25 protein-coding genes and 1 tRNA gene are annotated in these 26,190 nt (G+C 63.6%); 14 read left to right on the top strand and 12 right to left on the bottom strand.

Annotated features, from left to right (window positions below; all coding sequences use genetic code 11):
* Nucleotides 1-500: 500 nt before the first annotated feature.
* From fdnG to KU43P_RS24305, 7 genes are all read left to right on the top strand, one after another.
* Nucleotides 501-3,569, top strand: a complete 3,069-nt coding sequence (fdnG, locus tag KU43P_RS24335) for a formate dehydrogenase-N subunit alpha (protein ID WP_317660045.1) — start codon at nt 501-503, stop codon at nt 3,567-3,569.
* The gene (fdxH, locus tag KU43P_RS24330; protein ID WP_317660044.1) at nt 3,569-4,519 is read left to right on the top strand and encodes a formate dehydrogenase subunit beta; all 951 of its coding nucleotides are present in this window, start codon (nt 3,569-3,571) and stop codon (nt 4,517-4,519) included. The genes fdnG and fdxH overlap by 1 nt, the downstream gene beginning before the upstream one ends.
* Entirely contained in the window at nt 4,516-5,172 is a 657-nt protein-coding gene (locus KU43P_RS24325; protein WP_317660043.1) for a formate dehydrogenase subunit gamma, read from the top strand. The genes fdxH and KU43P_RS24325 overlap by 4 nt, the downstream gene beginning before the upstream one ends.
* 4 nt (nt 5,173-5,176) lie before the next feature.
* Nucleotides 5,177-6,103 (top strand): formate dehydrogenase accessory protein FdhE, encoded by a 927-nt coding sequence (gene fdhE / locus KU43P_RS24320; protein WP_317660042.1) that lies wholly within the window; start codon nt 5,177-5,179, stop codon nt 6,101-6,103.
* A gap of 135 nt (nt 6,104-6,238) precedes the next feature.
* Complete coding sequence (gene selA, locus KU43P_RS24315) at nt 6,239-7,666, top strand: L-seryl-tRNA(Sec) selenium transferase (RefSeq protein ID WP_317660041.1); 1,428 nt, start codon at nt 6,239-6,241, stop codon at nt 7,664-7,666.
* Nucleotides 7,663-9,585, top strand: a complete 1,923-nt coding sequence (gene selB, locus KU43P_RS24310; protein ID WP_317660040.1) for a selenocysteine-specific translation elongation factor — start codon at nt 7,663-7,665, stop codon at nt 9,583-9,585. The genes selA and selB overlap by 4 nt, the downstream gene beginning before the upstream one ends.
* Nucleotides 9,586-9,591: 6 nt before the next feature.
* Nucleotides 9,592-9,687, top strand: a tRNA-Sec gene (locus KU43P_RS24305).
* A gap of 126 nt (nt 9,688-9,813) precedes the next feature.
* Here the strand turns inward: KU43P_RS24305 and KU43P_RS24300 are convergent.
* Together KU43P_RS24300 and KU43P_RS24295 are read right to left on the bottom strand one after the other, a co-directional pair.
* Nucleotides 9,814-10,800 (bottom strand): asparaginase, encoded by a 987-nt coding sequence (locus KU43P_RS24300; protein ID WP_317660039.1) that lies wholly within the window; start codon nt 10,798-10,800, stop codon nt 9,814-9,816.
* Nucleotides 10,801-10,872: 72 nt separating this feature from the next.
* A complete protein-coding gene (locus tag KU43P_RS24295; protein ID WP_317660038.1) occupies nt 10,873-12,315 on the bottom strand; it encodes an alanine/glycine:cation symporter family protein in 1,443 nt (480 codons plus the stop codon).
* 178 nt (nt 12,316-12,493) lie between these two features.
* Here KU43P_RS24295 and KU43P_RS24290 point away from each other — a divergent pair, with 178 nt between their 5' ends.
* A complete protein-coding gene (locus tag KU43P_RS24290) occupies nt 12,494-13,303 on the top strand; it encodes a helix-turn-helix domain-containing protein (protein ID WP_317660037.1) in 810 nt (269 codons plus the stop codon).
* A 49-nt stretch (nt 13,304-13,352) separates the two neighbouring features.
* Here KU43P_RS24290 and KU43P_RS24285 read toward each other — a convergent pair whose 3' ends face one another.
* Together KU43P_RS24285 and KU43P_RS24280 are read right to left on the bottom strand one after the other, a co-directional pair.
* Nucleotides 13,353-14,138, bottom strand: a complete 786-nt coding sequence (locus KU43P_RS24285; RefSeq protein WP_317660036.1) for a TSUP family transporter — start codon at nt 14,136-14,138, stop codon at nt 13,353-13,355.
* A 278-nt stretch (nt 14,139-14,416) separates the two neighbouring features.
* Nucleotides 14,417-15,124 (bottom strand): hypothetical protein, encoded by a 708-nt coding sequence (locus KU43P_RS24280; RefSeq protein ID WP_317660035.1) that lies wholly within the window; start codon nt 15,122-15,124, stop codon nt 14,417-14,419.
* 329 nt (nt 15,125-15,453) lie between these two features.
* Here KU43P_RS24280 and KU43P_RS24275 point away from each other — a divergent pair, with 329 nt between their 5' ends.
* Both KU43P_RS24275 and KU43P_RS24270 read left to right on the top strand, forming a co-directional pair.
* Nucleotides 15,454-16,338, top strand: coding sequence for a sugar nucleotide-binding protein (locus tag KU43P_RS24275; protein WP_317660034.1), 885 nt, complete (start codon nt 15,454-15,456; stop codon nt 16,336-16,338).
* Entirely contained in the window at nt 16,331-17,263 is a 933-nt protein-coding gene (locus KU43P_RS24270) for an NAD-dependent epimerase/dehydratase family protein (protein ID WP_317660033.1), read from the top strand. The genes KU43P_RS24275 and KU43P_RS24270 overlap by 8 nt, the downstream gene beginning before the upstream one ends.
* 57 nt (nt 17,264-17,320) lie before the next feature.
* Here KU43P_RS24270 and KU43P_RS24265 read toward each other — a convergent pair whose 3' ends face one another.
* From KU43P_RS24265 to KU43P_RS24245, 5 genes are all read right to left on the bottom strand, one after another.
* On the bottom strand, nt 17,321-18,004 hold the full coding sequence (locus KU43P_RS24265; RefSeq protein WP_317660032.1) for an OmpW/AlkL family protein: 684 nt from the start codon (nt 18,002-18,004) through the stop codon (nt 17,321-17,323).
* A 109-nt stretch (nt 18,005-18,113) separates the two neighbouring features.
* Entirely contained in the window at nt 18,114-18,641 is a 528-nt protein-coding gene (locus tag KU43P_RS24260) for a DUF3299 domain-containing protein (RefSeq protein ID WP_317660031.1), read from the bottom strand.
* A gap of 9 nt (nt 18,642-18,650) precedes the next feature.
* Nucleotides 18,651-19,916: an ABC transporter permease gene (locus KU43P_RS24255; protein WP_317660030.1), complete on the bottom strand. Its 1,266-nt coding sequence runs from the start codon at nt 19,914-19,916 to the stop codon at nt 18,651-18,653.
* Nucleotides 19,916-20,623, bottom strand: coding sequence for an ABC transporter ATP-binding protein (locus KU43P_RS24250; RefSeq protein WP_317660029.1), 708 nt, complete (start codon nt 20,621-20,623; stop codon nt 19,916-19,918). Before KU43P_RS24250 ends, KU43P_RS24255 begins: the two co-directional genes overlap by 1 nt.
* The gene (locus tag KU43P_RS24245) at nt 20,624-21,196 is read right to left on the bottom strand and encodes a DUF2796 domain-containing protein (protein WP_317660028.1); all 573 of its coding nucleotides are present in this window, start codon (nt 21,194-21,196) and stop codon (nt 20,624-20,626) included.
* Between the two features lie 132 nt (nt 21,197-21,328).
* Here KU43P_RS24245 and KU43P_RS24240 point away from each other — a divergent pair, with 132 nt between their 5' ends.
* Nucleotides 21,329-21,673, top strand: coding sequence for a hypothetical protein (locus tag KU43P_RS24240; RefSeq protein ID WP_317660027.1), 345 nt, complete (start codon nt 21,329-21,331; stop codon nt 21,671-21,673).
* A gap of 88 nt (nt 21,674-21,761) precedes the next feature.
* On the opposite strand, the gene trxA is transcribed toward KU43P_RS24240, so the two are convergent.
* From trxA to KU43P_RS24225, 3 genes are read right to left on the bottom strand one after another with little or no spacing between them, the layout of a single operon-like run.
* Nucleotides 21,762-22,634, bottom strand: coding sequence for a thioredoxin (gene trxA, locus KU43P_RS24235; protein ID WP_317660026.1), 873 nt, complete (start codon nt 22,632-22,634; stop codon nt 21,762-21,764).
* Between the two features lie 31 nt (nt 22,635-22,665).
* Complete coding sequence (locus KU43P_RS24230) at nt 22,666-23,325, bottom strand: class I SAM-dependent methyltransferase (protein ID WP_317660025.1); 660 nt, start codon at nt 23,323-23,325, stop codon at nt 22,666-22,668.
* Nucleotides 23,326-23,778 (bottom strand): YbaY family lipoprotein, encoded by a 453-nt coding sequence (locus KU43P_RS24225; RefSeq protein WP_317660024.1) that lies wholly within the window; start codon nt 23,776-23,778, stop codon nt 23,326-23,328.
* A gap of 105 nt (nt 23,779-23,883) precedes the next feature.
* On the opposite strand from KU43P_RS24225, the gene nrdR reads away from it, so the two are divergent.
* From nrdR to KU43P_RS24210, 3 genes are read left to right on the top strand one after another with little or no spacing between them, the layout of a single operon-like run.
* Nucleotides 23,884-24,348 (top strand): transcriptional regulator NrdR, encoded by a 465-nt coding sequence (gene nrdR / locus KU43P_RS24220; protein WP_016393425.1) that lies wholly within the window; start codon nt 23,884-23,886, stop codon nt 24,346-24,348.
* 2 nt (nt 24,349-24,350) lie between these two features.
* Nucleotides 24,351-25,481, top strand: a complete 1,131-nt coding sequence (gene ribD / locus KU43P_RS24215) for a bifunctional diaminohydroxyphosphoribosylaminopyrimidine deaminase/5-amino-6-(5-phosphoribosylamino)uracil reductase RibD (RefSeq protein ID WP_317660023.1) — start codon at nt 24,351-24,353, stop codon at nt 25,479-25,481.
* Nucleotides 25,482-25,523: 42 nt separating this feature from the next.
* A complete protein-coding gene (locus KU43P_RS24210; protein ID WP_003255399.1) occupies nt 25,524-26,189 on the top strand; it encodes a riboflavin synthase in 666 nt (221 codons plus the stop codon).
* Nucleotide 26,190: the final 1 nt, after the last annotated feature.

Raw genomic sequence — 26,190 nt, 5'->3', positions numbered from 1 at the left:
TGTGGGTGGCAGTCGTGCGCGGGGTGAGAAACCGAGGAACAAGAGCAAAACTCGGCCAGGCCGAAGCCTGCCCGCGCACGACCGCCATAACGACGGTGCTGTTGTGTCAGTCGGGTTCTCACACCCGGTCGCCAGAGCGACCCGAGAACGTTATCCGTGAGGCATTTCCCCGACAACAGCGAAACTTCAGAAGCACCCGTAGGATAATTCCCAAAGATGCAAATCCTGAAGCATTTGGTTTCAGATTCAGAAAAATCTTACGGCTGCTGGCCCTATCGCTGGCAAGCCAGCTCCCACAGGTAATCCGGTGTTCTTACGGGCGGTGGGGGCCCTGTGAGAATCGGCTTGCCGGCGAAGGGCCATCAACCCTGACCCATGTCATCGCACCTTCTCGATTCTTGACTAGTCTTACCTATTGGCGGCCGTCAAAACCGCCCCCGTGACTACGCAAGAGACGCCGGCTATGTTCCGTGCGTCCACCACCTGATCAGGAGTGCACGATGGACCTCAACCGTCGGCAGTTCTTCAAGGTCGCCGCCGTTGGCCTTGGAGGCTCGAGCCTGGCAGCGTTGGGCATGGCCCCGACGCCTGCGTTCGCCGAGCAGGTGCGTCACTTCAAGCTGGCGCACACCAAAGAAACCCGCAACACCTGCCCCTACTGTTCGGTCGGCTGCGGCCTGATCCTGTACAGCCAGGGTGACGCGGGCAAGAACGTCAAACAGAACATCATCCACATCGAAGGCGACGCCGACCATCCGGTCAACCGCGGTACTCTGTGCCCGAAAGGTGCCGGCCTGCTCGACTTTATTCACAGCGCCAGCCGCCTGCAGTACCCCGAAATGCGCAAGCCAGGCAGCAAGGAGTGGGTGCGGGTCGAATGGGACGAAGCGCTCGACCGCATCGCCGACCTGATGAAGCAGGACCGCGACGCCAACTTCATCGAGAAAAACGCTCAGGGCCAGACGGTGAACCGTTGGCTCACCACCGGTTTTCTCGCCGCCTCCGCTGCCTCCAGCGAAGCCGGCTACCTGACCCACAAGGTCATCCGCGCAACAGGCATGCTGGGGTTCGATAACCAGGCACGTGTCTGACATGGCCCGACGGTGGCAAGTCTTGCCCCGACGTACGGCCGTGGCGCCATGACCAACCACTGGTCCGATATCGCCAACGCGAATCTGGTCCTGGTGATGGGCGGCAACGCAGCAGAAGCGCACCCGTGCGGCTTCAAGTGGGTGACCGAGGCCAAGGCGCACAACAAGGCGCGGCTGATCGTGGTCGACCCGCGGTTTACCCGTACCGCTTCGGTGGCGGACTACTACGCGCCGATCCGTACCGGTACCGACATCGCCTTCATGGGCGGGCTGATCAATTACCTGCTGAGCAACGACAAAATCCAGCACGAATACGTGCGCAACTACACCGACGTGTCGTTCATCGTCAAAGAGAACTATGGCTTCGAAGACGGGCTGTTCAGCGGCTACGACGAGGCCAAGCGCGTGTATGCAGACAAGTCGGGTTGGGGCTACGAGCTGGGTGAGGATGGTTTCGCCAAGGTCGACCCGAGCCTGCAGCATCCGCGCTGCGTATACCAGCTGATGAAGCAGCACTACAGCCGCTACACCCCGGAAATCGCCAGCATGACCTGCGGCATGCCGCAGGACGCCATGCTCAAGGTCTGGGAAGAGATCGCCACCTGCTCGGCACCAGGCAAGACGATGACGATTCTCTATGCACTGGGCTGGACGCAGCATTCGATCGGTGCGCAGATCATCCGCAGTGCGGCGATGGTGCAGTTGCTGCTGGGCAACGTCGGCATGCCGGGCGGCGGCGTCAACGCCTTGCGCGGGCACTCCAACATCCAGGGCCTGACCGACCTGGGCCTGCTGTCGAACTCGCTGCCGGGCTACCTGACCCTGGCCGGCGACGCCGAGCAGGACTACGCCGCGTACATCGACAAGCGCGCCTCCAAGCCGCTGCGGCCGGGGCAACTGTCCTACTGGCAGAACTACGGCAAATTCCACGTAAGCCTGATGAAGGCCTGGTACGGCGCCAACGCCACGGCAGAAAACAACTGGGGCTACGACTGGCTGCCCAAGCTCGATGTGCCGGCTTATGACGTGCTGCGCATGTTCGAGATGATGAGCCAGGGCAAGGTCAACGGCTACATGTGCCAAGGCTTCAACCCGATCGCCGCATTGCCGGACAAGAACCGTGTCACTGCGGCCCTGGGCAAGCTCAAGTGGCTGGTGATCATGGACCCGCTGGCCACCGAGACCTCGGAGTTCTGGCGCAACGCCGGGCCGTTCAACGATGTCGACACGGCCAACATCCAGACCGAGGTGATCCGCCTGCCCACGACCTGCTTCGCCGAGGAAGACGGCTCGCTGGTCAACAGCAGCCGCTGGCTGCAATGGCACTGGAAGGGTGCCGACGGCCCGGGTGAAACCCGCACCGATGTGCAGATCATGAGCGAGCTGTTCCTGCGCCTGCGCCAGCGGTATCAGGCCGAAGGCGGAGCGTACCCGGATGCCATGATGAACATCAGCTGGCCGTACAAGATCCCCGAGGAGCCTTCACCCGAAGAGCTGGCCAAGGAGATGAATGGCTGGGCCGTGTCCGACCTCAGCGACGCGACCGGCGTGGTGCTCAAGGGTGGCCAGCAGTTGTCGGGCTTCGCCCAGCTCAAGGACGACGGCAGCACCGCCTCGGGCTGCTGGATCTTCGCCGGCTGCTGGACCGAGCAGGGCAACCAGATGGCCCGCCGTGACAACAGCGACCCGTTCGGTATGCACCAAGTGCAAAACTGGGCTTGGGCCTGGCCGGCGAACCGGCGCATCCTCTACAACCGCGCCTCCAGCGACCCGCAAGGCAAGCCGTGGGATCCGGACAAGAAGCGCCTGGTGTGGTGGAACGGCAAGGCCTGGACCGGCACCGACGTGCCTGACTTCAAGGTCGACTCGCCACCGGAAGCCGGGATGAACCCGTTCATCATGAACCCCGAGGGCGTGGCACGCTTCTTTGCCATCGACAAGATGGCCGAAGGCCCGTTCCCCGAGCACTACGAGCCGTTCGAGACACCAATCGGCATCAACCCGCTGCATCCGCAGAACAAGAAGGCCACCAGCAACCCGGCCGGGCGGATCTTCGATTCGGTATGGGACACCCTTGGCAAGCACGACGAGTTCCCCTATGCGGCGACCACCTACCGTCTGACCGAACACTTCCACTTTTGGAGCAAGCACTGCCGCCTCAATGCCATCGCCCAGCCCGAGCAGTTCGTCGAGATCGGCGAGGTGCTGGCCAACGAGAAAGGCATCAAGGCCGGCGACCGGGTGCGGGTGTCGAGCAAGCGTGGGCATATCGAGGCGGTGGCGGTGGTGACCAAGCGGATTCGCCCGCTGCAGGTCAACAACCAAACCGTTCACCAGATCGGTATCCCCTTGCACTGGGGCTTCACCGGTGCGACGCGGCACGGCTACCTGACCAACACCCTGGTGCCGTTCCTCGGTGACGGCAACACCCAGACGCCGGAGTCCAAGTCGTTCCTCGTCAAAGTGGAGAAAATCTGATGGCCAGCCAAGACATCATCGCCCGCTCGGCCACCACCACCGTACCGCCTTCGGTACGCCAGCAGGAGGAAGTCGCCAAGCTGATCGACACCACCAAGTGCATCGGTTGCAAGGCCTGTCAGGTGGCATGCTCGGAGTGGAACGAACTGCGTGACGAGGTCGGCCACAACCACGGCACTTACGACAACCCCCAGGATCTCACTGCCGAGACCTGGACCTTGATGCGCTTTACCGAGCACGAGCGCGACGACGGCAACCTGGAGTGGCTGATCCGCAAGGATGGCTGCATGCACTGCGCCGACCCAGGTTGCCTGAAGGCATGCCCGAGCCCAGGCGCGATCATCAAGCACGCCAACGGCATCGTCGACTTCAACCAGGACCACTGCATCGGCTGCGGTTATTGCATCACCGGTTGCCCGTTCAACATCCCGCGCATCTCGCAGAAGGACCACAAGGCGTACAAGTGCACTCTGTGTTCCGACCGTGTGACTGTGGGCCTGGAGCCGGCTTGTGTGAAAACCTGCCCGACCGGGGCGATCGTGTTCGGCACCAAGGAAGAGATGAAGGTGCATGCCGCCGAGCGCGTCGTCGACCTCAAGTCGCGCGGTTACGACAACGCCGGCCTGTACGACCCTGACGGCGTCGGTGGCACCCACGTGATGTATGTGCTGCACCATGCCGACACGCCCAGGCTGTATGCCGGCCTGCCGGATCAGCCGGTGATCAGCCCGCTGGTGGGCCTGTGGAAGGGCTTCACCAAGCCGCTGGCGCTGCTGGCCATGGGGGCAGCGGTACTGGCTGGGTTCTTCCACTACGTGCGCGTCGGCCCGCAACGGGTTGAGGAAGACGAGCACCCCACGCCACCGGATGAAAGCGTGCACCACGTGGACCCGTCGGTCCATGTCTATGACCCGAACCGGCCCGGCGGGCAGGGGGAGCAGCGGCCATGAACGACAAGAAACCCATCCTGCGCTACAACGCCAACGAGCGGACCAACCACTGGATCGTCGCCATCCTGTTCTTCATGGCCGGGTTGTCCGGGCTGGCGCTGTTCCACCCAGCGCTTTTCTGGCTCAGCCACCTGTTCGGCGGCGGGCCGTGGACGCGCATCCTGCACCCGTTCATGGGCGTGGCGATGTTCGTGTTCTTCCTCGGCCTGGTGGTGCGCTTCTGGCGCGCCAACTTCATCACCGCCAACGACCGCCTGTGGCTGCGCCGCATCGATCGGGTAATGGTCAATCGCGAAGACGGCGTGCCTCCGATCGGCAAGTACAACGCCGGGCAGAAGCTGCTGTTCTGGACGCTGCTGCTGTGCATGCTGGTGCTACTGCTCAGCGGGGTGGTGATCTGGCGCGCCTATTTCAGCCATTTCTTCGATATAGGGTCGATCCGCGTTGCGACATTGGCCCATGCGCTGGCGGGCTTCGTGCTGATCCTCAGCATCATCGTGCACATCTACGCCGGCATCTGGATCAAGGGCTCGATCGGCGCCATGCTGCATGGCTGGGTCAGCCGCGCCTGGGCGCGCAAACATCATGAACTGTGGTACCGCGAAGTGACCGGCGACAAGACGCCGAGCAATCACGGACGTAAAGAAGGATGACCGCTTGAGCACCCTACTCGAACCCGGGCAGATCGAAGCGTCGGCGGTTATGCCGCCGTTTCTGCACCTGCCGCCCGCCAACCTTTTTGCCTTGCGCGCCGAGCGCCTGGAACATCTGGCCGAAGGCAATGCCTTGGGCCAGTACCTGAAGCTGGTCGCGCGGTTGTGTCGCATCCAGCAGCTGCTTGTGGATAACCCACCGAACGGCTTGCCGGTGGCCGAGGAGCGCCAGCGCCTGTGCATAAGTCATGGTCTGCCACCTCTTGCCGCTGACAGCCTGGTGCGCGAAGGCGCGTGGCAGGTCTGGTTACAGGCGTTACTGGCCCACTTCGACGAGGCATCCAGCGGGCCGATGGGCGAGGCGCTGGACGTACTGCGAGGGAGTGACGACAGCCAGCGCAAAGGTTGGGGTATCGCCTTGCTGGCTGGCCAATACGACGCGGTGCCGGCGGCGCTGGTACCGTTCATTGGCGCCGCCCTGCAAGCGGCCTGGTCGAGCTGGCTGCTGGCGCTGCCAGCGCCCGAGCTCAAGCCAGCGGGCAGCCAAGCCCAGTGCCCGGCCTGCGGCTCGCCGGCGATGGCCGGCGTGGTGCGCAACCGCGGTCGGCACAACGGTTTGCGGTACCTGGCCTGTTCGCTGTGTGCCTGCGAATGGCATGTGGTGCGGGTCAAGTGCGTGTATTGCGAGTCGAGCAAGGACTTGCGTTACAGCAGCCTTGAAGATGATCGCCATGCGCCCGGCAAGGCGCCGTTGCGGGCCGAGTGCTGCCCGGCGTGCAACAGCTACCTGAAGCAGAATTACCTGGAGAACGATGCCGCAGCCGAGCCGCTGGCCGATGATTTGGCCAGCCTGGCGCTGGATATCCGGCTGGACGAGGAGGGGTTCCATCGCCTGGCTCCGAACCTGATGCTCGCGCCTGGTGGTGGGTGAGTGTCTACACTGCAATACCGAGTCGCCTCTATCGTCGGCAAGCCGGCCCCCACAGGATCACCACTGCCCCTGTGGGAGCCGGCTTGCCGGCGATAGGGCCCGATCAGACAACGGACCCGTCCAAGGTAGTACTGCATGTCTCCAACCCCCGCCAGCGACACCCCGCGCCTGCCCTCCATCGACACCTTGCTGCGTCACCCGGCCTGCCTCCCGCTAATCGACCGCCACGGTCGCGACGCCGTACTCGCCACCCTGCGCCAGCTGCTCGACGACCTGCGCGACCCGGCCCGCAACGGCCAGCTAACCGCTGCGGAACTGGCCACCGAAATTCTCCTGGGCCGTACCGGCGAGCGCCTGGCCATTCAACAGCGCAGTCAGGTGCGCCGTGTGTTCAATCTCACCGGCACCGTGCTGCACACCAATCTCGGCCGCGCCCTGCTGCCCGAGGAAGCCGTCGAAGCCATGCACACCGCTGCTCGTTACCCGCTCAACTTGGAATTCGACCTGGCCACGGGCAAGCGTGGCGACCGTGACGACTTGATCGAAGGCCTGATCCGCGAGCTGACCGGCGCCGAGGCAGTCACCGTGGTCAACAACAACGCCGCCGCCGTGCTGCTGGCGCTCAACAGCCTGGGCGCACGCAAGGAAGGCATTATCTCCCGTGGCGAGCTGATCGAGATCGGCGGTGCCTTCCGCATCCCCGACATCATGGCCCGCGCAGGTGTGAAGCTGCACGAGATCGGCACCACCAACCGCACCCATGCCCGTGATTACGAAGCGGCCATCGGCCCGCGCACAGGCTTGCTGATGCGTGTGCATTGCAGCAACTACAGCATCCAGGGCTTTACCACCCAGGTGCCTACCGCTGAACTTGCGCGCATCGCCCACCAGCATGAGCTGCCACTGCTCGAAGACCTTGGCAGCGGCAGCCTGCTCGATCTGACCCGCTGGGGCCTGCCCGCCGAACCAACAGTGCGTCAGGCCCTGGCCGACGGCGCGGACATCGTCACCTTCAGTGGCGACAAACTGCTCGGCGGCCCGCAGGCCGGCATCATCGTCGGGCGCAAGGAGCTGATCGCCAAGATCAAGAAGAACCCGCTCAAGCGCGCCCTGCGCGTCGACAAGATCACCCTCGCCGCACTCGAAGCGGTGCTGGCGCTGTACCGCAACCCCGACCGCCTGGCCGAGCGCCTGCCCAGCCTGCGCCTGCTGACCCGCAGCCAGGCCGAGATCCAGGCCCAGGCCGAACGCCTGGTACCTGAACTCAAGGCCCACCTTGGCGAGCAATGGGTGGTCAGCGTGGAACCTGCACTGGGCATGATCGGCAGCGGCAGCCAGCCCGTGGCGCGCCTGCCGAGCGCGGCGCTGTGCCTGCGCCCGCTAGTGTCGAAGAAGCTGCGCGGGCGCAGCCTGCATGTGCTGGAGCGGGCACTGCGCGATCTGCCGGTGCCGGTGCTCGGCCGCATCGATGACGATGCCTTGTGGCTTGACCTGCGCCAGCTCGACGACGAAGCCCAGTGGCTGGCGCAACTGCCGGCCCTGCAACTGGGGCCGGTGCAGTGATCGTGGGTACCGCTGGCCACATCGACCATGGCAAGACTGCGCTGCTCAAGGCGCTGACCGGCCAGGCAGGCGACCAGCGCCGGGAGGAACGTGACCGCGGTATGACCATCGATCTCGGCTACCGCTACGCCGCGCTGAGCGAAGGCGCGCCGCTGACCGGTTTTATCGATGTGCCGGGCCATGAACGTTTTATCCACAACATGCTGGCGGGCGCCCATGGCATCGACTTGGTGCTGCTGGTGGTGGCGGCCGATGACGGCGTGATGCCGCAGACCCGCGAACACCTGGCGATCATCGAGTTGCTGGGCATTCCCCAGGCGCTGGTGGCCATCAGCAAATGCGACAGGGTCGAGGCGGCACGTCTGGCTGAAGTGCAGGCGCAAGTGGCCGAGCTGCTGGCGCCGGGGCCGTATGCGGGGGCACGGCAGTTTCCGTTGTCGAGTGTCACGGGTGAGGGCATCGAAGCGTTGCGCCAGGCGTTGTTAGAGGCTGAAACACGTGTTCGGCAACGCAGTGTACGCAGCGGTTTTCGTCTGGCAGTGGACCGCGCTTTCGCGGTGGCGGGGGCTGGGGTGGTGGTGACCGGGACGGCGCTGGCCGGGCGGGTCAGTGCAGGCGATACGTTGTTGTTGGGCAAGGCCGGCAAAGCGGTGCGGGTGCGTGGCCTGCATGCGCAGAACCAGGCTGCCTTGGTGGCCGAGGCCGGCCAGCGGGTGGCGCTGAATATCGCCGCCGAACGCCTGGCGGTGGAGCAGGTGCACCGGGGAGACTGGTTGGTGCCCGAGTGGCTGCGTGCGCCCAGCGTGCGTGTGGATATCGAACTGCAGCTGCTGTCGAACGAGCTTCGTGCCTTCGAACACTTCAGCGCCGTGCACGTGCACCTGGGCACTCAGGATGTGACGGCGCGGGTGGCCTTGCTCGAAGGCGAGACCTTGGGCGCCGGCCAGCGCATGTTCGCCCAATTGCTGCTCAACGCGCCGCTGCAGGCCGTGCACGGCGATCGCCTGGTTCTGCGTGATCAGCGTGCGCAGCGAACGCTGGGTGGCGGCAGGGTGCTCGACCCTTTTGCTCCGAGCCGGCAGCGTCGCAGCGAAGAGCGCCTTCGGCAGTTGCAGGTGCTGCGTGATGCAGGCGATCTGGAGCAAGCGCTTTCGTCACTGCTTGCCAACGCCCCCGGCGGCCTTGATCCACAGCGCCTGGAGCGGCAGTTCAATCGTCTGAGGGAAACCTGGCAGCTGCCAGAGGACGTGCTGGTGGTAGCCACTCGGCAGGGCCAATTGCTGTTCGCCCATCGCCAGTGGCAGGCACTCAAGCGCCAGGTGCTGGAGCAGTTGGCACGCTTCCACGAGCAGGAACCCGACCAGCTGGGGCCGGACCGTGACCGGTTGCGCCGTTTTGCGGCCTTGCCGCTGGAGCGCCCGGCGTTCGTCAGCCTGCTGGATGAGCTGCTCAACGACGCGGTGGTCGCCACTAGCGGGCCGTGGCTGCACCTGCCCGATCACAAGGTGCAACTGAGCGAGGCCGACAGCGCCTTGTGGGCGCGCCTGCAGCCCAGGTTACTGGAGGGTCAGTACGATCCGCCCTGGGTCAGGACGTTGGCCGCTGAAGAAAAATGCGCAGAAGCCGATGTGCGCCTGTTGCTGCGCAAGCTGGCGCGGCTGGGCCTGGTGCACCAGGTGGTGCGGGACCTGTTCTACCCCGAGAAGACGCTACAGCGCATGGCAGAGCTGTTGCTTGCGCAGGCCAGGACCACGCCGATAGTGCAGGTAGCGGCGTTTCGCGATATGTTGGGCATCGGTCGCAAGCGCAGTGTGCAGATTCTGGAATACTTCGACCGCATCGGCCTGACCCGCAGGGTTGCCGATCAGCGTCACATCCGTGCCGACAGCGCACTGGCCCAGCAGCAGGCCAGGCACTGATTACAAGGAAGGCAATCGCGCCCGGTGGCGCGGCCGGGCTTCAAACCCGGTTGGGGACGGCAGCCGTTCCCGGGCAGGTTCGACTCCCGCTGCCTTCCGCCAATTTATGTGCCTGTAGTGGCCCAATCGCCGGCAAGCCGGCTCCCACAGGTACATCACCGCTCACAACGCCTGTGCAGGCCCTTGTGGGAGCCGGCTTGCCGGCGATGAGGCCCGAACAGGCAGCGTTCAGGCCCGCTCCCCACACAGATCCAGCGCAAACCACAGTTCTGCCGTCTCGACATCCAGCCCCGCGCCCAGCAACGCAAACAACTTGCCCAACGCTGCCTCGCGGGTCATGCCACCCCCGCTGACCAACCCTGCCGAGCGCAGCCGATTGCCCGCCGCATAGGTATCGAACACCACCGACCCTTCCGGGCACTGGCTGATGGCAACCAACATCACCCCGCGCTGGCGCGCAGCACGCAGCACGTCGAGCAGCGCCTGATCGTCCGATGGGCCGGTACCGCTGCCGTAGCACTCCAGTATCAAACCCTGCACACCCGTGTCGAGCACGCCACGCAGGTGCTCGGCCTGCAGGCCGGGGTACACCGGCATCACCGCAAGGTTGACCGGTTGGCGCTGCTGGCGATAACCCAGGGCCTGCGGCACTTCGCGGGCCCGCTCACCTTCACGATGGCGCGGCAGTGCAGCAAAGGCGTCGAACGCTTCGCTTCGCAGTTTCGAGGCCCGGCAGCCATGCAGCAGCTGGCCGTGGAAATACAGTTGCACGCCATCTTCCAGGCCTGCCTCGAACTGCCCGAGGGCACCGCACAGGTTGTCCCAGGCGTCGCTGCCCGGTACACCGGCCGGCAGCATCGAGCCGGTCAGCAGCACCGGTACCGGCAGGCCCAGCAACAGGAACGACAGGGCTGCGGCGCTGTGCGCTAGGCTGTCGGTGCCATGCAGCACCAGCACGCCGTCATGGCCCGCATCCACTGCTGCGACAATGGCATCGCGCATGGCCAGCCAGTTGTGTTGCTGCATGTTGGCGCTGTCCAACAGCGGGTTCAGCTCCTGCAGCGTCCATTGCACTTGCGGTGCATTGGTCAGTTGGGCCAGGTGCTCGCGCATGCGCGCGTCGAAACCGCCGGCTGGCGCCAGGCCCTCGGCGGTTTCGAGCATGCCGATGGTGCCCCCGGTGTAGAGGACGAGAAGATTCTTGACTGCACGCATGGAAAGCATCCGTAGCGGTGAGCGGAAGAGAAGCAGCCGCCCGCGAACGGGGCGGCTGGGTAGGGCAGGATATCAGCGTTGTGGCTGGGCTTGGCTGGCGGTGTTGACGGCGGCCGGTTCAACCTGCGGATTGGCAGGCCAGGCATTGCGGTCCAGGTCCAGGTCAGCGAACTTGGCCGAGTCGAACACGGGCTGGGCGACGCCTGCCTTGCGTTGGTCATCGTAGTCACGCATGACACGCAGGCCGACTTTGAACAGCATGGCCAGGGCAATCAGGTTGACGAAGGCCAGGCAGGTCATGGTGATGTCGGCAAAGGCGAACACGGTCGACAGGTCTTGCATCGAACCCCACACCACCAGCGCCAGCACCAGGCCGCGGAAGACCATCAGCACCACGCGGTTGCGGCTGAGGAACTGCAGGCTGTTTTCGCCCAGGTAGTAGTTGTAGAGGATGCAGGTGAAGACGAACAGCGACAGCGCCACGCTGACGAACAGGCGGCCCCAGTCACCGACCACAGCGGCCAGCGAGTTCTGGGTCAGGACGATGCCGTCACCCTCGAAGCCCGGGGTGTAGAAGCCCGACAGCAGGATCAACAGCGCGGTGCAGGTGCAGATCACGAAGGTGTCGAGGAACACGCTGAAGGCCTGGACCACGCCTTGGGCGCCCGGGTGCTTCACGGCGGCCACGGCGGCGACGTTCGGTGCACTGCCCAGGCCGGCTTCGTTGGCGAACACGCCACGTTTCACGCCCATGACGATGGCGCTGCCGAGCAGGCCGCCGAACGCAGGGTCGAGGCCGAAGGCACTCTTGAAGATGGTTTCAAGCATGGCCGGTACGTGTTCGATCTGGGTGCCGATCACGTACAGGGTCACGCCGATGTAGGCCAGGGTCTTGACCGGTACCAGCAGGTCCGACACCGCAGCGATGCGCTTGATGCCGCCGAGGAAGGTGATGGCCAGCAGCACCGCCAGGACGATGCCGGTGTGGCTTGGGTCGAAGTCGAAGGCGTTTTGCAGCGAATGGGTCACGGTGTACGACTGCAGGCCGATGAAGGCGAAGCCGTAGGTGACCAGCAACAGGATCGAGAACACGATCGCCATGCTTTTGCGCTTCAGGCCGTGCTGGATGTAGTACGCCGGGCCGCCACGGTACAGGCCGTCGCCGTCGGCGCGCTTGTAGACCTGGGCCAGGGTGCACTCGAAGAAGCTGCTGGCCATGCCGACCAGGGCCGTGACCCACATCCAGAACACCGCGCCTGGGCCACCCAGGGTCACGGCAATGCCGACACCTGCGATGTTACCGGCGCCGACGCGGCCGGCGAGGCTCAGCATCAGGGCCTGGAAGGAGCTCAGTTGGCCTGCCTGGCCGCGCAGCGATTCCTTGAACACGGCGAACATGTGGCCAAAGTGGCGGAACTGGACGAACCGCGAGCGGATGGTGAAGTAACCGCCGAGACCGACGATCAGCACGATGAGAAGTTTCCCGGAGAGGAAATCGTTGAGTGCTTCGAGCATTGGAAAATGACCTCGATTCTTATTCTTCGCATGGAAAGACCAGCGGACGGCAGGCGCACCGCTATTCGTTGGGGCGCATGGTTGGCCATGACAAGAGTGGTTACAATTTCGCGGGTTGCTCTGACTTGATGCGACTTGATGCTAGAATGGCGTCATTCGCGTCACCAGGATTCTGCTTATGAGCGATCATTTCGCTACCAATCTCAAATTGGCCTGCAGCCATTACCGCTCTATTTCCGAAGTTTGCCGGCAGCTGTCGATCAACCGCGCGCAGTTCAACAAGTACCTCAGCGGGCAAAGCCGTCCGACGGCTTTCAACCTCAAGCGCATCGGCGATTTCTTCGGCGTCGAGGATTACGAGTTGAATCTGCCGCCCGAGCAGTTCTCTCGTTTGATCGGTGCGCGGGTGTCGAGCGTTGACGACCAGCCAAGCGACCCGATCAGTGACCTGTTCCGGCCATTGCACGAGCACGCGGGTAACCTGTCGCGCTATTGCGGCTACTACTTCGAGTACTCCAACTGCATGTCGGTACCCGGCACCATCCTGGTGTCGCTGGTGCACCTGCGCGAGGAGCGCGGCCGCTTCCTGTTCGAGCGCCAAGAGCGCCAGGAACGCTCCAGCACCACCGACCAGCATGCCGAGGTGCGCTGCCGTTACCTGGGCGCGGCCTTCCAGTTGCAGGACCGGATGTTCCTGATCGACTACGAGTCGCTGACCCTCAACGAGATGAGCCAGACCATCCTCATCCCCAGCTTCAAGAGCCGTATCACCCGCCTCAATGGCCTCAAGACCGGCGTCTCCAGCGGTGACCGGCGCAACCCGGCCTGTACCCGGGTGGTGTGGGAGTACCTGGGCGAGGAGATCAACCGCATCAATGCGTACCGGCAGGTGAAGCTGTACCGGCCGGATGATCCGCGGATCGATGATGATGTGCGCGAGCGGTTGAGTGTGGGGCCGTTGAGTAATGGGTTGTTCGAGATCGAGTGAATGTATTGCCTTTGCTGGCGACAGGGCCAAGAGAACATCTCGCAACGCTTCAGTACTGACGCAGCCATTCACCTACGGGATGCCCGTTATCGAGCAGCAGCTTCAATGCCATCAGGCAGCACACGGTGATCAGCAGCGGCTTGACCAGTCGCGGCCCAAAGTAGAGGGCGCAGCGAGCGCCGAGTTGGGCGCCGATGATGGCGCACAGGGCCATTGCCAGTGCCAAAGGCCAGATGATGGCGCCGCCGAAAGCGAAAACCGACAGGGCGCCGAGATTGCAGGACGCATTGAGCAGCTTGCTGCTGCAGATTGCCTGCATGAGGTGCTGCCCCAGCAGAAGGGTGAAGGCGACCATGAAGAATGACCCGGTACCTGGGCCGAAAATGCCGTCGTAGAAGCCAATGGCTGGGGCAACTACCAAGGTGAAGCACAAGGTCGTTAACCGCTGTTTGCGCTCCCGCTCCCCCAGCTTGGGGCAAAGTGCAAAGTAGGCAGCCACTGCAATCAGCAGAACAGGGGCCGAAACCTCCAGCACGCCCCTGTCGAGCAGGCTGATCGACAGGGCACCTGCAACGCCGCCGGCAAATGACAGCACGGCCATTGGCCAACCTGCCCGCCAATCAATCATTCGCTTGCGGGCGAACGCCAAGACCGCCGAAACGCTGGCTGAGGAAGCCTGAAACTTGTTGGTTGCCATCGCAGCCAACGGATCGACCCCGGCAATGAACAGGGCCGGTAGGGTAACCAAGCCTCCACCGCCTGCTATGGCATCGAAGAAGCCGGCCAGCAAGGCAATGGTGGCGAGGGCCAATAGCGTTGCAATCTCGATTTCCATACTTGGCTATCCAGGCTTAACCGCGAACGACGAGAGGATCTGGTTGAAGCACCAGAGGCTCCGTATGGGGTGCATAGGCAAAAAGTCGGATCAGGAGTCTTCGGTTGTCCTGAACGATATCGCGGGAATGGAGTGCCTGGTGATTGTTAATCAAGAGCGCCGAGCGTGAATCTAATATGAAGGTTTTTGGTTTCACTTCCTTTATTGCCCTTTCCAATGAGCTGAGTGCGTATTGCGCAGGTGCAGCTGCGTCAGCGTCCAGTGAGTAGCGATAAGTGCTATAGCGCAAGGTAAAATTCTTCAAGCTTGGCGAACTGCAAAATAGAACTTGGTTCGGGAGGAGGGCCATCATCTTTCAAGAAGCACTCGCTGCGGCTAAAACGGTACGAACGTGATGAAAGCGCCAGCACTTCAATACCCTTGAGCTTTTCAATGGCTGTTCGCATAGGTGTCAGATATGTCGGCTCACGTAGCGGATTCCATCTTGCACTCAAGATCAGAGCACTGGGCGCAGGCGAGTGGCCATTTTCAGCTACAACGGAACAGTTGTAAGGAGGTTCGGTATGAGGTCCGAGGCTCACCCCTGCGTGGGAGCTAAGCTCGGGGGCTCTACTCAGACATTCGCCAGGCAAAGCATCTTTACCCCCGCCCTTGAAATTGCCAACAAGCCGCAAATGCTTACCTTCGTTATCGATATCAAAAGCAAATGAACGGTATCCGATGAGGCTAAGCAGAATCTGATGCCTTGACGCCAGATAGATAACAGCAGTGGCGGTAGACAGTTCATTCAAAGGAGGAAGGATATCGGGGGTCGGATCGTCTGGTGGAGGTAGCATTGTGCTGAATTCAATCGCGCAAATTTGACCAGAGGTGAATGCCCTAAGAAGAGCACTTTGCTGGGCATTCAGAACCTGTTTCAACTGATGGGCGTAGTGTGTAGATAACGCAGCAGCGCCAGGAAAGTCTGGCCCATCAGTAGTGGCCACATGCCTGCATGCTTCGTCCAGTCTCTTTGCCTGGTCTTTCCTGAATTTGAATTGGGCGACGTCCTGTGATCTCTCGCAATAACTCCTTGTCATTGTTTTATCCTTGTCTATAGGGATGTGCTGAGATTTTTCCTGGATGAGGGAGTTATTGAGACAGGGTTTTTTTGTGCTGAATGCAGGATTGGGTTGTCAGCGGTTGTAAGGTATTTCCTGCCGGGTCGTAGGGCGCCGAGCTAATAGTGCTAAAACCCCCAGGGTTGGACTTCCCCGCCCGGAAACCGCAAAATGGCCCCTTTCCCCCAATTAACCTGTTCGGATCTGCTGACTCTATGCGTATGCGCCTGATGCTGTTGGGTGGTGGCAATGCCCTCGGGCAAGCGCTGATTCGTCTCGGGGCCGAGGAGGACATCACATTCCTGGCCCCGCGCCCGCCGGAAGACGGCTGGGGCCCGGCCAGCCTCACTCAGCTGCTGGACGATCACCGCCCCAATGCTCTGGTCAACCTGGCCTACTACTTCGACTGGTTCCAGGCCGAGTCGGTGAGCGAGCAGCGCCTGGCTCAGCAGGAGCGAGCGGTCGAGCGCCTGGCCGAGTTGTGCCAGCACCACCAGATCACCCTGGTTCAGCCTTCCAGCTACCGGGTGTTCGATGGCTCGCGGGCGACCGCCTACAGCGAAAAAGACGAACCCGTGCCGCTGGGCCTGCGTGGCCAGGCTCTGTGGCGCATCGAGCAGAGCGTGCGCGCCGCTTGCCCGCAGCATGTGCTGCTGCGCTTCGGCTGGTTGCTCGACGAAAGCATCGATGGTGCCCTGGGCCGCTTCCTGACCCGCGCCGAGCAGCCCCAGGAACTGTTGCTGGCCGATGACCGCCGGGGCAACCCGACGCCGGTCGACGATGCCGCGCGGGTGATTCTGTCGGTGCTCAAGCAGCTCGACTGCAGTGCGCCGCTGTGGGGCACGTACCATTACGCCGGCAACGAGGCGACCACGCCGCTGGCGCTCGCCCAGGCGATCCTCACCGAGGCAGGGCAGTACCGCCAGCTGGCCGTGCAGGCGCCGACCGCCCAAGCCCATGCCGCCCGCCCGGATGCCAGCGAAGAACCGCAGAATGCGGTGCTGGCCTGCAAGAAAATACTTCACACCTTCGGCATCAAGCCGCGCGCCTGGCGCGCCGGTTTGCCGCCCCTACTGGACCGTTTCTACCGCCATGGCTGACGCCCCCATCCTGATCACCGGCGGCGCCGGCTTCATCGGCTCCCACCTGTGCGATGCGTTGCTGGACAAAGGCTACGCGGTGCGCGTGCTCGACGACCTGTCGACAGGCACGCGTGACAACCTGCAGATCGGCAACCCACGTCTGGAACTGATCGAAGGGGATGTCGCCGACGCCAAACTGGTCGAGCGCGTTGCCGCAGGCTGCAGTGCAGTCGTGCATCTGGCGGCAGTGGCCTCTGTTCAGGCCTCGGTCGAAGACCCGGTAAGAACCCACCAGAGCAACTTCATTGGCACGCTCAATGTGTGCGAAGCCATGCGGGTGCATGGTGTGCGCCGGGTGTTGTTCGCCTCCAGCGCTGCGGTGTATGGCAACAACGGCGAGGGGGAGTCGATTGCCGAGGACACCCCCAAAGCGCCCTTGACCCCTTACGCGGTGGACAAGCTGGCCAGCGAGCAGTACCTGGACTTCTATCGCCGCCAGCATGGCCTGGAACCGGTGGTGTTCCGCTTCTTCAACATCTTCGGGCCGCGCCAGGACCCGTCATCGCCGTACTCCGGGGTCATCAGCATTTTCAGCGAGCGGGCGACCCAAGGGCTGCCGATCACAGTGTTCGGCGACGGCGAGCAGACCCGTGACTTCCTCTATGTTGGCGACCTGGTGCAAGTAATGGTGCAGGCGCTGGAACAGCCGAAGGTGGAGGAGGGCGCAGTGAATATCGGCCTGAACCAGGCGACTTCGCTGAACCAGTTGCTCAAGGCACTGGAGCAGGTAGTGGGTAGCTTGCCGGCGGTGAGCTACGGCCAGGCGCGCTCGGGTGACATCCGCCATTCACGTGCGGATAACCAGCGCTTGCTGGCCCGGTTCGATTTCCCCGAGCCGACCTCGATGGTCGATGGTTTGGCGCGTCTGCTCAGCAAGGCCTGATGGAGCAGAGTAAGCCAGGAACAGAAAGGGCGGCCTAGGCCGCCCTTTCTGTATCGGTCAGAACTTGTAGCCAAGCCCTACCATGTAGACCCACGGGTCTACATCCACATTGACCTTGGTCTTGCTGTAGCCCAGTGCACTCGGGCCGTCGACGCTGGCCTTGGTGTCGATGTCGACATACCAGACCGAGGCGTTGACCAGGAAATTGTCGGTCAGCATGTAGTCCATGCCCAGCTGGCCGGCGATGCCTACCGAGTCCTGCAGCTTGAGATTGCTGAAGCCCTGCTGCTTGCGGGCGCTGGTCAGGTCTTCGTCGAAGAACATGGTGTAGTTGATACCGATGCCGGCGTACGGCTGGAAGCGCGAGTTCGGCTCCATCGGGTAGTACTGCACGGACAGGGTCGGTGGCAGTTGCTTGATGTCCGCCAGTTTGCCGTCCAGCCCGCCGCCCAGGCCCTGAACACCGACGGTGTGCTTGAACGGGGTGGCCGCCAGCAGCTCGAGGCCGATGTGGTCGGTGAGCATGTAGGCGAAGGTCAGGCCCAGTTGGGTGTCGCTGTCCAGGGTCGCCTTGGTGCCCGATACCTTGTTGCCGTCGAACTTCAGGTCGCCGCTGTTCTCGTTCGGTGCGGTGGTGATGGCGCCTGCGCGCAGGATCATGTCTCCCGCCTGATAGGCGTGGGCGGCAGGGGCAGCGAGCGCAAGGACCACGAGTGAGGCGCCGAGCAAGGACTTGTTCATGGAAGCTCCCAAAGGACGTTATTAATCGAGTAGTCCAATGGTACGGAGCTGGATAAACAGAAAGTTTGACCCAGCTCAAAGAAGCGCGCTTGTGAATTCGAAACAGTTCTCACTTCAGTTCATAAGCGTATATTTTCTCGGCTTCCATTTGGTATCCGGCATCGGCAAGTTCGCTGCTGGAGGCTCTAACCTGCAGCTTTCCTTCGATCCAGTAGGGCTGGTAGAGGTCTTCTACGCGCACACCCATTTCACTGAAGATGTGCACGATCTGGTTGGAAGGTGGTGGCGGCACGTGGATGCAGGCGCCGTAGTAGGGCACTAGCAGGAATTCTGTGGTGCGTCCTTCTTCGCTGACTTCCAGCGGCACGATGTAGCCGGGCAGCTTGATCTGTTGGCCATCCAGAGCTTTGACCACTGGGGCATTGGGCGCTTGTTGGGCCGCAGGCGGGGCAGACTCGGCGGACAGGGCGTTGCTCAGCTGGGACATGTCGTGCAGCGGGGTGAGCTGTGGCGCGATGACCGGGGCGCCTTCCGGGATCAGGGCGGGCCAGTCGAGTTCGCGGGGTTCTGCGGCCCAGAGCGGCATGGCCAGGAGCAATTGCATGACCAGCAGCAGGCCGGTGCGTGTGGCGATCATGTGCGGCCCTCAGAGGTGAATCGACAAGCCATCGGCCAGCGACTGCCGATAGGCGCGCCAGGCCGGCACACTGCCCATCAACAGTGCAGCGCCGAGGATGATAGCCAGCGACGTCCATTCGTGCGCGCTGGGCCAGGCCAATGGCAGGTACAAGCCGTAATTGGCCTGCACGTAGCCTTGCGCCAGGGCAATCCCCGCATACAACAACCCAAGCCCCGCGGCGATACCTGCCAGGGCCAGTGCCAGCGCTTCAAGCACCAATAACCCTGCAATATGCCATGGGCGAGCCCCCACCGATCGCAGGATCGCCATCTCCCGACGGCGCTCGTTGAGGCTGGTGAGAATCGCCGTAAGCATGCCGATCAGCCCGGTCAGCACCACGAACAGCGACACCACGAACAGCGCCTGTTCGGCCGTGCCCATCAGGCTCCACAGCTCTTGCAGCGCTACGCCGGGCAAAATCGCCAGCAACGGCTCGCTGCGGTATTCGTTGATTTCGCGCTGCAGGCTGAAGGTGGCGATCTTGTTGTTCAGGCCGAGCATGAACGCGGTGATGGCCGCCGGTTGCAGGTCCATGGCCCGTGCCTGCTCGGCGCTGATGCGCCCGACGCCGCGGGCCGGAACGCCGTTGTGCCAGTCGATGTGGATGGCCTCCATCCCGGCGAGGCTGATGTGCAGGGTGCGGTCGACTGGCGTACCGGTGCGTTCGAGCACACCGACCACAGTGAATGGTTTGTCATCGTGCTTGACCAGGCTGATCGCGGCTACGCCATGTGCCAGCACCAGCTTGTCGCCCAGCTTGTAATGCAGCGCGTCGGCCACTTCGGCGCCGAGAACCACTTCGAACGGGTCGTCGGCAAAGGCGCGGCCCTGGCTCAGCGCCAGGTGCTGGCGGCGGCCGTATTGGTAATGGCTGAAGTAGTCACCGGTGGTGCCCATCACGCGGTAGCCACGGTGCGAGTCACCCAGCGAGATCGGGATCGCCCATTTCACCCGAGGGTCTTTGGCGTAATGCTCGTAGCTGTCCCAACGGATATTGTTGGTGGCATTGCCAATGCGGAACACCGAATACAGCAGCAGGTTCACCGAGCCGGAGCGGGCGCCGACGATCAGGTCGGTGCCGCTGATGGTGCTGGCGAAGCTGGCGCGGGCCTCGGTGCGCACGCGCTCGACGGCCAGCAGCAGGCACACCGAAAGGGCGATGGCGAACGCGGTGAGAAAGGCGGTGAAGCGGCGGTTGGCCAGGCTGGCCAGGGCAAGGCGAAGCAGGTACATCAGGCCTCCCGGGGCTTGGCTGCGCGGTTGAGCTCGGCCAAGGACAGATGACGATCGAACAGTGGCGCAAGGCTCTGGTCGTGGCTGACGAACAGCAGGCTGGAGCCGGCCGCCCGGCACTCGGCGAACAGCAGGCGGATGAAGGCTTCGCGGCTATCGGCATCCAGCGCCGAGGTCGGCTCGTCTGCGATCACCAGCTCGGGCTGGCCGATCAGCGCGCGGGCCGCGGCCACCCGCTGTTGCTGGCCGATCGAGAGGCTGTCGGCGCGTCGGGCTAGCAGCGTGTGGTCCAGGCCCAGATGGGCCAGGAGCACGCTGGCCGCCTGGTCGACACTGCCATGCCGTTGCCGCGCACGCTCGGCACGGCTACGCGAAAAGCGGCAGGGCAGCTCGACGTTTTCGCGCACTGAGAGGAATGGCAACAAGTTGAACTGCTGGAAGATGTAGCCGGTGTGGTCGACCCGGAAGCGGTCACGCGCGCCTTGGCCCATGGTGCCGAGGTCATGGCCGAGCAACTGGATGCGGCCCTGACCTGGTACGTTGACCCCGCCGAGCAGGCCCAGCAGCGTGGTCTTGCCACTGCCACTGGGGCCTTTGAGGAACAAGGCTTCACCGGCTTCCAGGCGCAGCGCCGGGATGTCCAGCAGCGGCGCCTGGCCTGGCCAGGCGAACATCAGGTCATGCAGTTCGATCAAGGGCTGGCTCATTCAGAATGCGACCATGGCCTTGGCAGGAGAGGTTTCCAGGCCCTTCTGGCCGTTCGGGCCGATCAGTTGCACGTTGATCTTCTGTGTGGCTGGGAAGGCTTTGAACAGCGGCGCGAGATCGATCTGCGCAAGTTTGCCGGGAGCTGAGCAGTTCAGCTGGTAGTGGGCGTTGATGTCGCTGTGCTGATGACCATGCTCGTGTTCGTCACCGTCGTCATCCTTGGCCGCATCGCCGAACAGTGGGCTTTCCAGCTCTTGGGCATCTTCCACGCAGCCGGCGGAGGCGGCCAGGCCGAACAGCTTCAGCGGTTGTTCGAGCTGCTGGCGCACGGCGGACACCTTGGCCTTGTCGGCATCGCTGGTGGCAGCATGCTCGAAGCCGACCAGGTTCATGGCCGGGCTGTCGAGTTCCAGCTCCAGCGTGTTGCCATCGAGCACGGCATTGAGCTTGGCCACGCCGTGCTCGTGGGCGCCGAGGGTGCCGTGGGCATGATCATGATCGTGGTCATCGTGGGCGTGAGCGGCGGTGAAAGGCAGCAGGGCGATAGGCAGGGCGAGCAGCAGGCGACGCATGGACGACTCCAGGGGCGGGCTGGGAATGGTTTGGTAATGTTATAACAACTTTTCTCTGCGTCGCCAGCCTGCCTGTGGCAGGTTTCATGTTGCTGTAGCATGAAGGGATTGACGGGCTTGAGGGAATGCAGCGTGAGAATCCGTGGAAAGATTGGTGACTGGCCGGTGGACCTGACCATTGAGCTGGAGCCTGAAGAATGGGCGCAGTTGGGGCGGCAGACAGAGGTGCCGGTAACTGCTGATACAGCCGCTGTGGCCGTGGCGAACGTGGCACGCCAGGATGACGGGCAGTGGGGCGCAGCGCGCGATGTGTTGCGCCAGGCGGGGCAGATGAATGGGCCGGAACTGTTGGACCATTTGGAGGGATTGGCTGGAAGTACTGCGGCGGGCAAGCGATTGCTGGTGCGGTTGCGCCATTGCAGTGAAGTGAAGGTGGAGAGTGGAGCGGATGCGCCCGTGTATCACTGGGTGGGGTGAGATTGACTGTACCGGCCGTATCGCCGGCAAGCCGGCTCCCACAAAGTACCTGTGGGAGCCGGCTTGCCGGCGATAGGGTCGCAATGGGTCAGAACATGGCCGCCGACAGCTTGCGACGGTACACACCCACCAGCGGATGATCGCCGCCCAGCAGTTCGAACACCTGCAGCATTGCTTTTTGCGGCAACCCGCTTTCATACCCACGATTACGCTGGAACAGCTTCAACAGCCCGTCCAGCGCCGCCTCGTACTGCTGGCGCGCCAACTGCTGAATGCTTAGCTGGTAAGCCGCTTCATCATCCTGCGGGTTCTGCGCCAGTCGGCTCTTGAGGTCTGCCACTTCCGGCAGGCTGGCGGCCTGGCGCAGGAAGGTCAGCTGAGCCTTGGCACCTGCCAGGGCGGCCTTGTGTTCGTCGGTCTTGACCGCGTCCAGCACCACCTGGGCTTCGCCCAGCTCACCACGCTCGGCCAGGCAACGTGCATACAGGATCAGCGCTTCGGCGTTGCTGTTGTCTTCGCTCAGCAGTTGCTGCAGCGCAGCTTCCGCCTCCGCGAAACGGCTTTCGGCGAACAGCGTCTTGGCCTGCTCCAGTGGCGATGCAGCCGGGGCGGCAGGCATCTGCACATGCGGCTCGAGCATGGCGCGGATCGCCGACTCCGGCTGCGCACCGGCGAAACCGTCGACCGGCTGGCCATCCTTGAACAGCACCACGGTCGGCAGGCTGCGAATGCCGAACTGGGCCACCACTTGCTGCTCGACGTCGCAATTGATCTTGGCCAGCAGCAACTCGCCCTGGTAGCCCTCGGCAATCTTGGCCAGCAGCGGCATCAGGGCCTTGCACGGCGCGCACCACTCGGCCCAGAAGTCCACCAGGACCGGTTTGTGGAAGGAGTTCTCGATCACCAGTTGCTGGAAGTTGGCATCGGTAGCATCGAAGATGTAAGGCGTTTGCTGGCTCATCGTGACTCTCGCAAATCAGTGAATGGCACCACTATAAAGGCTCGCGTCTGGCGTGGTACAGGCTGACCCGGCGGAATTCGTGTGGTTCGGCCAGGTCAGGCAAGGTCAGGGCTTCGAGTACGCCCAAGTGCTGGTACAGCGGGTGACGAAAATCGCGTACCCGCGAGTCGGCCACCAGGGCCTGACGGCCGCGGCTGAGGAAGGCATCGAGCAACGGCAGGTTGGCGCGATCGTAGAGCACGTCGGCGACCAGGATGAGGTCGAAACGGTCGGCTTCGGCGAAGAAGTCGTTGCTGTAATCAAGCTTTACGCCGTTGAGCAAGGCATTGGCCTGGCAGGCCTGCAGGGCCAGCGGGTCGAGGTCGCAGGCCACCACTTCCAGGGCACCGGCACGCGCGGCAGCGATGCCGGCAATGCCCGAGCCCGCGCCGAAGTCCAGCACGCGCTTGCCGGCGACCCATTCGGGGTGCGCGGCGAGGTAGCGGGCCATGGCCAGGCCGCTGGCCCAGCAGAAGCTCCAGTAGGGCGGCTCCTCGAGAATGCGCCGGGTTTCCTCGCTGCTGAAGGCGCGGTCCATGTTCTGGTCGTCGATCAGCCAGAGCTTGAGGTCGCACTCGGGCAATTCGCTGACGACCAGCCGCGCTTCACCGATCAGCCCGCTGAGGGCCTGCTGCAGTGCCAGCGGCGCCACTTACGGCGCCTTCTCGAAACGTAATGGGCCGGTAGCTTGGGTCTGGGCCTGGACAATGCGCACCGGCGGCAGGTGCATGATCAGCTGGCCCGAGCTGCTGGCGCGGCCGCGCAGCTCGACCCGGGCGCCGGCAGGGAAGGCCTCGGGGTTGAAACGCAGCTGATAGGGCAGGTCTTGGCCGGTGCCGGTCAGGGTGCTGCTGGCCAGCAGTTGTTGCGGCCGGTCACGCTCGTCGATCACCAGCAGGGCCAGTTCCACGTCGGCACCCGCCGGAATGTTCAGCAAGGTGCCGCTCAACTCACGCTGGTAGGCCGGCAGCGGGCCGAGTGGCTGTGCCTTCTTGGTCACCTTGGCGGGTGCTGGCGCGGACGTTTGTTCGATCTTCGGCTTGTCACTGCCACAGGCAGCCAGCAGGGCGGTGCAGCACAGCACGGCGAGCACGCGAAAATGCATAGGGGAGTCCTTCACGGGCAGAATTGCATGGATGTTAACCCCTTTGGCTTGTCTTGCCAGTGCAATGCGCTACCATGGCCCTCCCTTTTTTTGTTGCCTGCCACCATGCACTGTCCCTTTTGCGGTGCCAACGACACCAAGGTCATCGACTCGCGCCTGGTCGCCGAGGGCGAACAAGTGCGCCGCCGCCGCGAGTGCGTGGCTTGCGGCGAGCGTTTCACCACCTTCGAAACTGCCGAGCTGGTGCTGCCCCGGCTGATCAAGCAGGACGGCACGCGCCAGCCCTTCGATGAAGACAAGCTGCGTGCCGGCATGCAGCGCGCGCTGGAGAAGCGCCCGGTCAGCGTCGAGCGCCTGGAAGCGGCGCTGGCGCACATCAAGAGCCGGCTGCGAGCGACGGGCGAGCGTGAGGTCAAGTCGCTGGTGGTCGGTGAACTGGTGATGGCTGAGCTGCGCAAGCTCGATGAAGTGGCCTACATCCGTTTCGCTTCGGTTTACCGGCGCTTCCAGGACCTCGACGAATTCCGCGAAGAAATCGACCGCCTGGCCCGTGAGCCGGCTAAAGAGTGAGCATGCCGAGCCAGACCGCGATCCTCGACGCCCATTACATGGCCCGTGCCCTGGAGCTCGCGCGCAAGGGTATGTACACCACCCACCCCAACCCCCGCGTAGGTTGCGTGATCGTCCATGAGGGCGAGGTGGTCGGTGAAGGCTGGCATGTCCGTGCCGGCGAGCCGCATGCCGAGGTGCATGCGCTGCGCCAGGCCGGTGAGCGGGCGAAAGGCGCCTGTGCCTACGTGACCCTGGAGCCGTGCAGCCATCATGGCCGTACCCCGCCGTGTGCCGAAGCGCTGGTGAAGGCTGGCGTAGCCCGCGTGGTGGCCGCGATGCAGGATCCCAATCCGCAAGTCGCCGGGCAAGGCCTGCGGCGCTTGGCCGAGGCAGGCATCGAAGTGGCCAGCGGTGTGCTCGAGGCCGAAGCCCGTGCACTCAACCCAGGTTTCCTCAAACGCATGGAGCATGGCCTACCGTTCGTGCGCGCCAAGCTGGCCATGAGCCTGGACGGTCGCACGGCGATGGCCAATGGCGAAAGCCAGTGGATTACCGGCCCCGCTGCCCGATCTGCGGTACAGCGCTTGCGTGCCCGCTCCAGCGTGGTGCTGACAAGCGCCGCCAGCGTGCTGGCCGATAACGCACGGATGACCGTGCGCGGCGCCGAGCTGGGGCTCGATGAGGAAACCACAGCGTTGGCCCTGAGCCGCACGCCACTGCGCGTACTGATCGACGGCCGGCTGCGCGTGCCACTGGATGCACCGTTCTTCCAGGCTGGCCCGGCCCTGGTCGTGACCGCCTTGGGCGATGCGCCACGTTACGCTGAGGCGGGCCATGAACTGCTGAGCCTGCCCGGCAGCAATGGCCAGGTCGACCTGCCGGCCCTGATGCAGGCGCTCGCGGCTCGCGGGGTCAACGAGATCCTGCTGGAGGCCGGCGCCGGCCTGGTCGGCGCCTTCGCCCAGCACGGCCTGATCGACGAGTTTCAGTTGTTCGTCGCCGGCACCTTCCTCGGCTCTCAGGCCCGCCCGCTGCTGGACTGGCCTCTGAGCAAGATGAGTGAAGCGCCCCGGCTGAAAATTACCGAAATGCGCGCAGTGGGCGATGACTGGCGGGTCACGGCCATCCCTCTGCCGGCACCCGGCGTATAATGCCGCGCTTGCCCCGCGCAACCCGTTCTTGAGGAAGACCCCATGTTCACCGGCATCATCGAATCCATCGGCACCATCCGCAGCCTGACCCCGAAAGGCGGTGACGTGCGTGTGTATGTCGAAACCGGCAAGCTCGACCTGGGTGACGTCAAGCTCGGTGACAGCATTGCCGTCAACGGCGTGTGTCTGACCGCAGTCGAGCTGCCGGGCGATGGCTTCTGGGCCGACGTCAGCGTCGAGACCCTCAAGCGCACCGCCTTCATCGACCTCAAGAGCGGCAGCAAGGTCAACCTGGAAAAGGCCCTGACCCCGACCACCCGCCTGGGCGGCCACCTGGTCAGCGGCCACGTCGACGGTGTCGGCGAAATCATTTCGCGCAGCGATAACGCCCGCGCCATCCAGTTCCGCGTGCGTGCACCCAAGGAGCTGGCCAAGTACATCGCCCACAAGGGTTCGATCACCGTCGACGGCACCAGCCTGACGGTCAATGAGGTCAATGGCGCTGAGTTCGAGCTGACCATTGTCCCGCACACCCTGTCCGAAACCATCATGGCCGACTACCGTGCAGGGCGTCGGGTGAACCTTGAGGTCGACCTGCTGGCCCGTTACCTGGAGCGTCTGCTGCTGGGTGACAAGGCCGCCGAACCGAGCAAGGGCAGTGGCATCACCGAAAGCTTCCTGGCCGCCAACGGCTTCTTGAAATCCTGAT

The sequence above is a fragment of the Pseudomonas sp. KU43P genome, from assembly GCF_033095865.1.
GTDB lineage: Bacteria > Pseudomonadota > Gammaproteobacteria > Pseudomonadales > Pseudomonadaceae > Aquipseudomonas.
Note: the sequence above shows the minus strand (reverse complement) of the source record. Positions and strands in the feature narration are given on the sequence as shown.

What these genes read in the sequence shown, in the direction of transcription:
- fdxH (WP_317660044.1), top strand. Translation starts at nt 3,569, where the DNA reads ATGGCCAGCCAAGACATCATCGCCCGCTCGGCCACCACCACCGTACCG.
- nrdR (WP_016393425.1), top strand. Translation starts at nt 23,884, where the DNA reads ATGCACTGTCCCTTTTGCGGTGCCAACGACACCAAGGTCATCGACTCG.
- KU43P_RS24260 (WP_317660031.1), bottom strand. Translation starts at nt 18,641, where the DNA reads ATGATCGCCACACGCACCGGCCTGCTGCTGGTCATGCAATTGCTCCTG.
- KU43P_RS24290 (WP_317660037.1), top strand. Translation starts at nt 12,494, where the DNA reads ATGAGCGATCATTTCGCTACCAATCTCAAATTGGCCTGCAGCCATTAC.
- KU43P_RS24210 (WP_003255399.1), top strand. Translation starts at nt 25,524, where the DNA reads ATGTTCACCGGCATCATCGAATCCATCGGCACCATCCGCAGCCTGACC.
- KU43P_RS24325 (WP_317660043.1), top strand. Translation starts at nt 4,516, where the DNA reads ATGAACGACAAGAAACCCATCCTGCGCTACAACGCCAACGAGCGGACC.
- KU43P_RS24295 (WP_317660038.1), bottom strand. Translation starts at nt 12,315, where the DNA reads ATGCTCGAAGCACTCAACGATTTCCTCTCCGGGAAACTTCTCATCGTG.
- selA (WP_317660041.1), top strand. Translation starts at nt 6,239, where the DNA reads ATGTCTCCAACCCCCGCCAGCGACACCCCGCGCCTGCCCTCCATCGAC.
- KU43P_RS24275 (WP_317660034.1), top strand. Translation starts at nt 15,454, where the DNA reads ATGCGTATGCGCCTGATGCTGTTGGGTGGTGGCAATGCCCTCGGGCAA.
- KU43P_RS24225 (WP_317660024.1), bottom strand. Translation starts at nt 23,778, where the DNA reads ATGCATTTTCGCGTGCTCGCCGTGCTGTGCTGCACCGCCCTGCTGGCT.
- ribD (WP_317660023.1), top strand. Translation starts at nt 24,351, where the DNA reads ATGCCGAGCCAGACCGCGATCCTCGACGCCCATTACATGGCCCGTGCC.
- KU43P_RS24250 (WP_317660029.1), bottom strand. Translation starts at nt 20,623, where the DNA reads ATGAGCCAGCCCTTGATCGAACTGCATGACCTGATGTTCGCCTGGCCA.
- trxA (WP_317660026.1), bottom strand. Translation starts at nt 22,634, where the DNA reads ATGAGCCAGCAAACGCCTTACATCTTCGATGCTACCGATGCCAACTTC.
- KU43P_RS24285 (WP_317660036.1), bottom strand. Translation starts at nt 14,138, where the DNA reads ATGGAAATCGAGATTGCAACGCTATTGGCCCTCGCCACCATTGCCTTG.
- KU43P_RS24300 (WP_317660039.1), bottom strand. Translation starts at nt 10,800, where the DNA reads ATGCGTGCAGTCAAGAATCTTCTCGTCCTCTACACCGGGGGCACCATC.
- KU43P_RS24255 (WP_317660030.1), bottom strand. Translation starts at nt 19,916, where the DNA reads ATGTACCTGCTTCGCCTTGCCCTGGCCAGCCTGGCCAACCGCCGCTTC.
- KU43P_RS24245 (WP_317660028.1), bottom strand. Translation starts at nt 21,196, where the DNA reads ATGCGTCGCCTGCTGCTCGCCCTGCCTATCGCCCTGCTGCCTTTCACC.
- KU43P_RS24270 (WP_317660033.1), top strand. Translation starts at nt 16,331, where the DNA reads ATGGCTGACGCCCCCATCCTGATCACCGGCGGCGCCGGCTTCATCGGC.
- KU43P_RS24265 (WP_317660032.1), bottom strand. Translation starts at nt 18,004, where the DNA reads ATGAACAAGTCCTTGCTCGGCGCCTCACTCGTGGTCCTTGCGCTCGCT.